The sequence below is a fragment of the Rhizobium sp. SVR5-9E genome, assembly GCF_056755095.1.
On the sequence record NZ_JBNDHS010000208.1, the window covers coordinates 1 to 1,598 of the forward strand.

Annotated in this window: 3 protein-coding genes; 2 read left to right on the forward strand and 1 reads right to left on the reverse strand. The window is 57.8% G+C overall.

The genetic code is table 11. From position 1 onward, the window contains the following. Positions 1–35: 35 nt before the first annotated feature. Positions 36–281 (forward strand): Rap1a/Tai family immunity protein, encoded by a 246-nt coding sequence (locus tag ACPYOJ_RS34390; protein ID WP_481420230.1) that lies wholly within the window; start codon positions 36–38, stop codon positions 279–281. Between the two features lie 488 nt (positions 282–769). Here ACPYOJ_RS34390 and ACPYOJ_RS34395 read toward each other — a convergent pair whose 3' ends face one another. Then, positions 770–1,249 (reverse strand): hypothetical protein, encoded by a 480-nt coding sequence (locus ACPYOJ_RS34395; protein WP_481420228.1) that lies wholly within the window; start codon positions 1,247–1,249, stop codon positions 770–772. Here ACPYOJ_RS34395 and ACPYOJ_RS34400 point away from each other — a divergent pair. Beyond that, a complete protein-coding gene (locus ACPYOJ_RS34400) occupies positions 1,248–1,478 on the forward strand; it encodes a DUF305 domain-containing protein (protein ID WP_481420229.1) in 231 nt (76 codons plus the stop codon). The two genes, ACPYOJ_RS34395 and ACPYOJ_RS34400, sit on opposite strands and share 2 nt — an antisense overlap. Positions 1,479–1,598 lie beyond the last annotated feature (120 nt).

Sequence of the window (1,598 nt, forward strand, 5' to 3'; positions counted from 1 at the left end):
GTCTGTCTGCGGTTTCCACCAAGGCTGCTGCTCCTATCACAGGGAACGACCTTCACCGCTGGTGCTCGGGAACTCGGTTAATGGTGTTGGGCTACGTTAGTGGGGTCACTGACATGACCGGGTTCCTACGGGATCCCGTCTGTTTACCTGATAGCGTCACTATGGGTGAGATCAATGACGCAGTCTGCAAGTGGATTAACGACAACCCGAAGGAGCGAGACCGTAAAGGCGCGCAGGTGAACCTGATGGCGCTAAGGGATGCTTGGCCATGCCGTTCCTAAACATTTCGGGATGTCTGGATCCTGATAGCGATGGCCGCGGCCCTGGCGATCCTGCTTGCATGGCTGTTCGGCGTCGTCGGCTGAAACCTAACGTACAACGCCGAAGCGGAACATTAGCAGCATCTTGATCGTTTTAACGTTTGGGATCGCGTGGCGAGGCTTAATGTTTTGCCCCTTCCTTGCCCTTGGAAGGCCGCGCGGTCCTTTCGATCAGTTTCCGGCGCAATGGAACATCATCGATACGATTCGGGTTAACCCAGTGGATCGCGCGGTATGGCACGCCCTGCCAGCCGCGCGTCCAGCCGGCAATGCTGGCGACCTGGCCCTGTCCCCTCCTTAGCAGCAGGGCCTTCTTTTTGCTCCGAACCGGAACATTGCTACCTCTTGAGGATTGGACCGATTGTATGCGGTGTTTTGACCCCACCTACCGGATCACATTCTGATCGTTGATGTTGCAGGCCCACCGAGGGCTTAGACATATGACGATTTCAGAGCTTACGCTTAAAACGAGGGAAGAAGAGCCGATGCGGCGGTTCGAGGTCTTCACGGGAACCGGGCGTCGTCGCGACTGGAGCGATGAAGAGAAGGCACGGATTGTCGCGGAGAGTTATGTGGCCGAGACCACGGTTTGCGCTGTTGCGCGATGACAAGGGATTTCGCCGCAGCAGTTGTTCACCTGGCGGCGGCTTTTCCGGAAACGCGAGCGCGATGCAGTCGAAGCCGCTCCCATGTTCGTGCCCGCGATTGTCGATACTCCCAAAGAACCCGCCCCGGTAGCGAGAGACATTCGCACCGGGATTGGTCGGATCGTCGATGACATAGCTCGGCCAGTCGATCGACCATTTGGGGCTCACGTTGAAGAAGCTGAAGTTAGCCGGCTGGCTATCCTCGTTTGATTGTAGGATATCCTGGACCTTCATTGCCGGACCGATCGGGAAGCCGCCGACCGAATCCGAGGTGGGAGCCATGCTCGACGCCGGAGGCAAGTCGTCGCTCGACAAGCTGAAGGCAGCGCCCGGCAAGGACTTCGACAAGGCATACGTGACGCCCAGCTGGACGACCACAAGGCTGACGATCCAGGAGGACTACCTGACGATCGGACAGAACCGTGAGCACCTCGGCGTCACCAAGCTCGCCCGCGGTCAGATAAAGGAACACCTCGACCATCTCGACATGCTGAAGTCGAAGGTCGGCTGATCGTCTTGCAGGACATCGCCCAGAAGGCCGGAGCGAACTCTGGCCTTCTTCGTTATCATCGTTCCGGAACTCTCGTGATCTGTCCTCATTACCGGACCGGAGGTACGGAATGATTTCAGA